Origin of the sequence: Actinomadura sp. BRA 177, assembly GCF_013372625.1 — a bacterium.
Taxonomy (GTDB): Bacteria; Actinomycetota; Actinomycetes; order Streptosporangiales; family Streptosporangiaceae; genus Spirillospora.
The window spans coordinates 1-7,700 of sequence record NZ_JABXFD010000408.1; the positions used below are offsets into that span (position 1 = coordinate 1).

Genomic DNA, 7,700 nt, shown 5'->3' on the forward strand with positions numbered 1-7,700 from the left:
TGTTACTCACCCGTTCGCCGCTCGAGTACCCCCGAAGGGGCCTTTCCGCTCGACTTGCATGTGTTAAGCACGCCGCCAGCGTTCGTCCTGAGCCAGGATCAAACTCTCCATTAAGGTCCAAACGACCACCAGCGGGGCGAACCGCCGGCAGCCAAACCTTGAAGAAAATCCCAGCATCACCATCCCCCAAAAAGGGACGGCATTGCCTCAAAGAAATCCCCACCACCCCGAAAGGTGGCCACGGGGCGACCCGGCCAACTGACCGAGCCGATAAAGGCACTGGCTTTTAACACGCTGTTGAGTTCTCAAGAAACGGACACCCACCGCGCCGAACCCCGCTCTCGCGGACCCCGGCTCCGGGGCAACCCTTCTAACTTACCCGTCCCGTCCCCGTTGTCAAGCCGATCAGCGAAGATCTTTTTGACGGTCGGAGGCGTTCCAGGCCCCCCGCGGCGACGAGCTACCCCCAGGCCGAAGACCTGGCGATGATCGTTCCGTAGGAGGTGCCCTTCGGGCCGGCCACCTCGCGGCGTCCTGCATCCCGTTCTGGGCTTTCGAACCACCTTACACCAGCCCGAGCACCGCTCGAACCGCTTTTCGGAGGTCCGCTCCCCTGGACCGGCCGCCGCGTATACGGCGTCCCGCATCCCATCTGGGGGCGTCACACAGAACCAACCCAGCTCACAACCGGGTTATTCCTGGTGGCTTCCCCGAGACCGGCCGCCGTACGGCGTCCCGCGTCTCCCGGGGCAGGAGAGACATTAAGGTCCGCCGTAGGCACCGTCAAATCGCGGCACTCGCGTCACCCGCGCACTCTTGTCACCCAGACACACCATCGACCCCGCTGACCTCGCCTTTCACGCACTACGTGTGTCGGGTCACAGTGAGGTAGCGTGCGCAGACGGCTCGTCCAGCGGCACCTGGCGCCACGGGTGGGCCATGGCTCCCGGCACGACACTCCGCCGAGGTCAGGAGGACCACCTCGTGAATGTGCCCGTCGCCATCCGCGCTTCCGCCGAGCGTCTCGTGGTCGCCGCGACGATGGGGCCCACGATCCATGACGTGCACGCCTGGCGGTTCAAGGTCGTTCCCGGCCTGATCGAGCTGCGCGCAGACCCCGACAGATTCCGCCCCATGCACGATCCCGTGGGACGGGGTCTGCATCTCAGCAGCGGCGCCGCGCTCGTGAACCTTCGGCTGGCCGCCGCTCAACTCGGGTACGCGGCCGTGGTGCGGCTGCTTCCGGACCCCGGACGCCCATCGGTCCTCGCCTCCGTGCGCCTGGCCGGACGTCACCGCGTATCCCGCGAGGAACGCCTCCTCTACGCCGCGACGCTGAAGCCCTTCCTCGCCGACCGTCCCGCGAAGGGCGTCCGGCCGGCGCTTCCCGTTGTCAACGAGCTGGTCGAAGCCGTCCGCCTGGAGGGGGCGACGCTTCACCCCCTGCCCGCAGGACGGGAGGCGACGAGCAGCGGGCGCGCGGTTCTCACCACACGGGGGGACTCCCCGGCCGAATGGCTCCGCGCGGGCCAGGCGCTCCAGCGGCTCCTGCTGAGCGGTATGGCCTGCTCGGTCTCCGTCTCGTTCATGTACGAGGCGGTCGGCGTGCCGGGGGCCGAGGACGTGACGGAACCCGGCGAGGTGCCGCAGGTGCTGCTCGAACTCACCCAGCGCGTGGACACCGGCCTACATGAGCCGCCGGTACGTCGAGATGACGAAGGACAGCGGCGCCGGCAGCGGGTCCGGTAGCCGCCGCAACCGCTCCCGGAGCCGATCGGCCGACACATGGTGCGCGCTCGGCCCCATTCCCACGAGCGTGGCCACCTCGTCGTGGGTCAGGACGGCCTCCGTCTCGATCTCCTGGCGCGAATCGAACTTGAAGTAGCCCGCGAGCGCGGCGTCCATGCGCTCGGTCTTGCGCCTGTCGATCGAGAGCAGCCCCAGAGGCTCCACAAGGGTGCCGAGATGCCGGGGCGACGGGGTCACGGTGAACAGCAGCCCGTCGTCGCGCAGTACCCGGTGGAACTCGGCGGCGTTGCGCGGCGCGAAGACGTTGACGACCGTGTCGGCGGCCCCGTCCCGCAGCGGGAGGGGGCGCCACAGGTCCGCGACGACGGCGCCCACCCGGGGATGGGCCTTGGCCGCGCGGCGGGCGGCGTGCTTGGAGATGTCCAGCGCCAGGCCGGCCACGCCGGCCGACCGGTCGAGGATCCGGCTCAGGTAGTACCCGGTGCCGGCACCCGCGTCGACCACGAAGGAAGGGGCGAACCGCGAGACGCTGTACGCCAGCTTGTCGGCGGCGGCGTCGAAGTGGCCCGCTTTGAGGAACTCGTCCCGGGCCCGGACCATCTCCGGGGTGTCGGCCGTTCCCGGACGGGCGTTGCCCGGCAGGAGGTTCGCATAACCCTGCCGCGCGATGTCGAAGGCATGCCCGCCCGGGCAGAGCAGTCCGCGGCCGGCCAGTTCGAGGTCGGCTCCGCACACGGGGCACACCAGGTAGGGGACGACATCGGCGAGCATCCGTCCATCATCGTCCATCCGGACGGCGGATCGGGCGTCACCGCCCGCTTCTTTGCCCGCGTGCCGCCCGCTCGCCGCCCCGCCGCCCACCGGCGTCCACCTGCGTCCATCAGACGCCGGTGCCACGGATCCCAGGGCGCGGGCGCCGGTCAGGACTCCGCGCGGCGGCGGACGTCCTCCATGTCGAGGCCGCGGACCTGCTCGATCACGTTCTCCAGCACCGGCTCGGGCACCGCGCCCGGCTCGGCGAAGACGATGAGCCCGTCCCGGATCGCCATCAGCGTCGGGATCGACCGGATCCCGAACCGCTCGGACAGCTCCGGCTCGGCGTCGGTGTCGATCTTCCCGAACACGATGTCCTCGTGCTTGCCCGAGGACTTTTCGAAGACGGGCGCGAACCGCTTGCACGGACCGCACCACTCCGCCCAGAAGTCCACCAGCACGATGCCGTCGGCCTGAGCCACCTTGTCGAAGTTCTCAGCGGTCAGTGTGACCGTCGCCATGTCGGTTTCTCCTCAGTCGGGGTATCAGGTCGTAGAGCGGCTAACAGCCTCGCAGTATTCCCCACCCGGGAATCACAGAGCGGTAATTAGCGTTGTCCCCCTAGGGAGATCGCACCGGAGAAGGGTCAGGATGGCTGCAACCCGTACCAAGGGCGACAGGGTCGACGTCACCGACAAGGATCTCGTCGGGGCGTACCTCGACCGGATCGGCCGTACCCCCCTGCTCGACGCGCAGGAGGAGGTCGATCTGGCCAAGGCGATCGAAGGGGGCCTGTACGCCGAGCAGCTCCTCGAGGACGGGAGGGCGCCCGCGGGCGCGACCCGCGAGGAGCTGGAGGAGCTGGCCGCGGCGGGGCTGCGCGCGAAGCAGCGCTTCGTCGAGGCCAACCTGCGGCTCGTGGTCTCGATCGCCCGGAAATACCCGACCGACTCGTTGCCCCTCATCGACCTCATTCAGGAGGGGAACCTGGGGCTGATGCGCGCGGTGGAGAAGTTCGACTACCGCCGCGGCTTCAAGTTTTCCACGTACGCGACATGGTGGATCAGGCAGGCGATCGGGCGCGGGCTCAGCCACACCGCCCGCACCATCCGGCTGCCGGTCCATGTGGAGGAGGAACTTTCGCGGCTGCGGCGCGCGGAACGCCAGCTCGGCCGGGAGCTCGGCCGGGAGCCGACTCGCGAGGAGCTGGCCGGGACGCTGGGCGCCGAGGCCGAGCACGTGGACGAGCTGCTGCGCTGGCGGCGCGACCCGGCGAGCCTGGACGCGACCGTCGACGACGCGGGCGAGACGCCGATGGGCGACCTGCTGGAGGATCCGGACGCCGTCACCCCGGAGGCGGAGATCCTCGCGCTGGACGACATCGAGGGCCTCGCCCGGCTGCTCGACCGGCTGCCGGAACGCGAGTCCGCGATCGTGCGCGCCCGGTTCGGGATGGACAGCGGGCAGCCGCTGTCGTACGCCCAGATCGGCGCCCGGTACGGGCTGAGCCACAACCGGGTGCGGCAGATCACCGACCGTTCGCTGCGGCGGCTGCGCCAGCTCGCGAACGAGACGGATCTGAGCGGCCGCCGGACGCTGGCCGAGGCACCCGCCCCCGCCCGGGAACGGGGACGGGAGCCCGCGGCCGCCGGGAGCCGCGCGGCCTGACCGTACCCGCGCGACACCCGCGCCGACCTGATCGCGAACCGGGCGGCCCCGGCACAGGGGCCGCCCGGTTCGCGTTCCCGGCCATGCCCCACCGTGCGAGGACGTCGCCGGGGCGGCAGTCGGCATCGCCGCGGCGGCCGGCCGCGGCGGAACTCGCCGTCCCGCACCGGGCGGGCGGTGTCATAGCCTTTCAAGGTGAGTACATCCGCCGTCACCGGGGACCTCGACGCCTGGCGCTCCCTCCCCGCCCTCCAGCAGCCCGATTGGGACGATCCGGACGAGGTCCGGGCGGTCGCCGCCGAACTGGCGACGCAGCCGCCGCTCGTCTTCGCCGGCGAGTGCGACCTGCTGAAGGCGCAGCTCGCGGACGTCGCACGCGGTGAGGCGTTCGTCCTGCAGGGCGGCGACTGCGCCGAGACGTTCGGCGGGTCGACCGCCGACGCGGTGAAGAACAAGCTGAAAACGCTGCTGCAGATGGCGGTCGTGCTCACCTACGCCGCCAGCGTGCCGGTCGTGAAGATCGGCCGGATGGCGGGCCAGTTCGCCAAGCCGCGGTCCAAGCCCGTGGAGGCGCGCGGCGGCGTGGAGCTGCCCGCCTACCGGGGCGACGCCGTCAACGGGTTCGCGTTCGACGCCGCGTCCCGCCGCAACGACCCGCACCGGCTGCTGAAGGCCTACCACTGCTCGGCGGTGACGCTGAACCTGTGCCGGGCGTTCACCAAGGGCGGTTACGCCGACCTGCGCCAGGTGCACGCCTGGAACCGCGACTTCGTCCAGCAGAGCCCGGCCGGCCGCCGCTACGAGCAGCTCGCCGCCGAGATCGACCGGGCGCTGACGTTCATGAAGGCGTGCGGGGTGAATCCCGACGAGTTCCACGGGGTGGAGTTCTACTCCAGCCACGAGGCGCTGCTGCTGGAGTACGAGCGGGCGCTGACCCGCATCGACCACCTCAGCGGCCTGCCCTACGACGTTTCCGCGCACTTCCTGTGGATCGGCGAGCGCACCCGGCAGCTGGACGGGGCGCACGTGGAGTTCCTGCGGCACATCCGCAACCCGATCGGGGTGAAGCTCGGCCCGACGACGTCCGCCGACGACGCGCTGGCGCTGATCGAGCGGCTGAACCCCGGCCGGGAGCCCGGCCGGCTGACCTTCATCACCCGGATGGGCGCGGGCAGGATCCGGGACGCGCTGCCGCCGCTGATCGAGAAGGTGCACCAGAGCGGCGCGCCGGTCGCGTGGATCTGCGACCCGATGCACGGCAACACGTTCGAGGCGCCCAGCGGGCACAAGACCCGGCGGCTGGACGACGTCCTGGACGAGGTGGCGGGCTTCTTCGAGGTGCACCGGGCCCTCGGCACCCACCCGGGCGGCATCCACATCGAGTTCACCGGCGACGACGTCACCGAGTGCGTCGGCGGCGGCCAGGGCCTCGCGGAGGCCGACCTGCACCAGCGGTACGAGACGGCCTGCGACCCGCGGCTCAACCGGGGCCAGTCGCTGGACCTGGCGTTCATGGTGGCCGAGCTGTACCGCAAGTCCGCCTGACCGCTCCTCAGCGCCCGCCCGGACACCTCCGGGCGGGCGGATCCGGCGGGCCGATCCGGGCCGCGAACGGCCGGAGCCCCCAATAGCCGGGGCACGTCCACACCGCAACCGGGCCGCCTCCGGTGAGCCTCGAACGGCCGGAACCCTTCATGGCTCGGGCGTGTCAAACGGCCAGCCGCGTCCGGTGAGCGCGCTCCCGCCGGAGGTTTTGCGCGGCGGCACGTTCCAGGGTGGAAACCCCGTCAGATGTCGACCTCGGCCCACACGACCTTGCCGCCGGTCACCGGGTCGGCGCCCCAGGAGTTGGCGAACCGGTCGACGATGAACAGGCCGCGGTGCGACTCGTCCAGTGGGCCGGGAACGGTCAGCCGGGGCAGCTGGGCCGCGCGGTCGCGGACCTCGACGCGGATCCGGCCGGAGCCGCGCAGCAGCCGCAGCTCCAGCGCGGTGCCCGCGTGCCGGACGGCGTTGGCGACGAGCTCCGCCACGATCGCGGTGACGAGCTCCTCGCGGTCCATCAGCGCCCAGGTCCGCATGGTCCGGGCGGCGAGCCGCCGCGCGTACTCGACGGCCTCGGTCTGCGGCGCCGCCCGCAGTGTGGTCTCGGTCATCGGGTCGGTCACTCCGCCCGCTCGCCGTTCTTCATCGTGTCCTCTCACCGCCCATCGGCCGGTGCCTCCTCCGCCGTGCCCTCGATCAGGAAGCGGTCGAGCCCGGTGGTGCGCAGCACGTTCTCGACCCGGCCGTAGGCGCCGGTGACGGTGAGCGTGGCGTTCTGGGCGCGCGCGTGCTTGTACGCCCGGACGAGGACGTTCAATCCGGAGGAGTCACAGAAGTCGACCGCCGCGAGATCGACGACGACCGCCCGCTCGCCCGCGTCCACCAGCTCGGTCAGCCGGGTGCGCAGCTCTTCGGAGGAGTGCAGGTCGATAGAGCCGCGCGCGGCGATCGTCGCGCGGCCGTCCTGTCGTGTCGTGTGCAAGGCAAGCCCCACGCCACCCCACCTTACCGATTGTTGGTCTCCATCATGACGCCCGTAGAACGATGAGGGCAATGTCGTCGTTCGACGGCTCGGGCCCGAAGTCGCGCACGGCGCGCTGGATCCGCGCGGCGACGGCGCCGGCGCTCAGCCCGGTGCAGCCGGCGAGGATCCGCTCGAGGCCGTCCCCGTCGCCGAGCAGCCGGTTCCCGGAGCGGCGTTCGGTGACGCCGTCGGTCACGCAGAGCAGCACCTCGCCGCGGCGCAGGTCGACGGTGTCGGTGTGGAACTCTACGCCGTCGAACACGCCGAGCAGCGGCTGGGCCGAGGCCGCCTCGCGCACCTTGCCGTCGGGGTCGAGGACGAGCGGGAGCGGGTGCCCCGCGCTGGTCAGCCGGATCCGGACGCCGTCGCGGCGGCGGGCGGCGATCTCGCCGTGCAGCAGGGTGAGCAGCCGGCCCCGCTCGCCCTCGCCGAGGATGAGCCGGTTGAGCCGGGTCAGCACGTCCGGGACGGACATGTCCTCGGCGGCGAGGATGCGCAGCGCGTGCCGGGCGAGCCCGGTGACGGCGGCGGCCTCGGGGCCGGTGCCGCACACGTCGCCGATGGCGAACCGCCAGCGGGCCGCAGAGGCGGAGCCGCCCGGGCGCGGGCCGCTCTCGAAGACGTCGTAGAAGTCGCCGCCGACCTCGCTGCCCTCGCCGGCGGGCTCGTACACCACCGCGACCTCCAGGCCGGGGATCTCCGGGATGCCCGGCGGCAGGAGGCTGCGCTGCAGGGCGCTGCTCATGGCGGTCTGCGCGGAGAACAGGCGGGCGTTGTCGACGGCGAGCGCGGCGCGGCGGCTGAGCTCCTCGGCCAGCTCGACGGCGCTGCGCGGGAAGCGGTCGCCGGGCGGGCGGCCGATGACGATGGTGCCGATGCGCCGGCCGCGGGCGATCAGCGGGAAGGCGTAGACCTGGTCGGCGGCGGTGTCGCCGGCCAGGTCTACGCCTTCCCGCTGATC

General features: G+C 71.6%; 8 protein-coding genes and 1 rRNA gene. 3 read left to right on the forward strand and 6 right to left on the reverse strand.

The genetic code is table 11. From position 1 onward, the window contains the following. Window positions 1-114: ribosomal RNA gene (locus tag HUX53_RS24640) — 16S ribosomal RNA — on the reverse strand; the annotation flags it as partial. Between the two features lie 870 nt (window positions 115-984). On the opposite strand from HUX53_RS24640, the gene HUX53_RS24645 reads away from it, so the two are divergent. Continuing rightward, a complete protein-coding gene (locus tag HUX53_RS24645) occupies window positions 985-1,749 on the forward strand; it encodes a hypothetical protein (RefSeq protein WP_176405601.1) in 765 nt (254 codons plus the stop codon). Here HUX53_RS24645 and HUX53_RS24650 read toward each other — a convergent pair. Next, window positions 1,687-2,610, reverse strand: a complete 924-nt coding sequence (locus HUX53_RS24650; protein ID WP_309237419.1) for a putative RNA methyltransferase — start codon at window positions 2,608-2,610, stop codon at window positions 1,687-1,689. The two genes, HUX53_RS24645 and HUX53_RS24650, sit on opposite strands and share 63 nt — an antisense overlap. Before the next feature lie 59 nt (window positions 2,611-2,669). After that, the gene (trxA, locus tag HUX53_RS24655; RefSeq protein WP_176405602.1) at window positions 2,670-3,023 is read right to left on the reverse strand and encodes a thioredoxin; all 354 of its coding nucleotides are present in this window, start codon (window positions 3,021-3,023) and stop codon (window positions 2,670-2,672) included. A gap of 130 nt (window positions 3,024-3,153) precedes the next feature. Between trxA and HUX53_RS24660 the strand changes: the two genes are divergently transcribed. Together HUX53_RS24660 and HUX53_RS24665 are read left to right on the forward strand one after the other, a co-directional pair. Then, the gene (locus HUX53_RS24660; RefSeq protein WP_255205595.1) at window positions 3,154-4,170 is read left to right on the forward strand and encodes an RNA polymerase sigma factor RpoD/SigA; all 1,017 of its coding nucleotides are present in this window, start codon (window positions 3,154-3,156) and stop codon (window positions 4,168-4,170) included. Between the two features lie 195 nt (window positions 4,171-4,365). Further along, a complete protein-coding gene (locus HUX53_RS24665; RefSeq protein ID WP_176405603.1) occupies window positions 4,366-5,715 on the forward strand; it encodes a class II 3-deoxy-7-phosphoheptulonate synthase in 1,350 nt (449 codons plus the stop codon). Window positions 5,716-5,957: 242 nt separating this feature from the next. Here the strand turns inward: HUX53_RS24665 and HUX53_RS24670 are convergent, their stop codons facing one another. The 3 genes from HUX53_RS24670 to HUX53_RS24680 all read right to left on the reverse strand — a co-directional run. Then, entirely contained in the window at window positions 5,958-6,326 is a 369-nt protein-coding gene (locus tag HUX53_RS24670) for an ATP-binding protein (RefSeq protein WP_217919851.1), read from the reverse strand. A gap of 44 nt (window positions 6,327-6,370) precedes the next feature. Next, window positions 6,371-6,709 (reverse strand): STAS domain-containing protein, encoded by a 339-nt coding sequence (locus HUX53_RS24675; protein ID WP_176405604.1) that lies wholly within the window; start codon window positions 6,707-6,709, stop codon window positions 6,371-6,373. Window positions 6,710-6,740: 31 nt separating this feature from the next. After that, window positions 6,741-7,700: PP2C family protein-serine/threonine phosphatase (locus HUX53_RS24680; RefSeq protein ID WP_176405605.1), on the reverse strand; the 960-nt coding region annotated here is incomplete at its 5' end.

What these genes read in the sequence shown, in the direction of transcription:
- trxA (WP_176405602.1), bottom strand. Translation starts at nt 3,023, where the DNA reads ATGGCGACGGTCACACTGACCGCTGAGAACTTCGACAAGGTGGCTCAG.
- HUX53_RS24660 (WP_255205595.1), top strand. Translation starts at nt 3,154, where the DNA reads ATGGCTGCAACCCGTACCAAGGGCGACAGGGTCGACGTCACCGACAAG.
- HUX53_RS24670 (WP_217919851.1), bottom strand. Translation starts at nt 6,326, where the DNA reads ATGACCGAGACCACACTGCGGGCGGCGCCGCAGACCGAGGCCGTCGAG.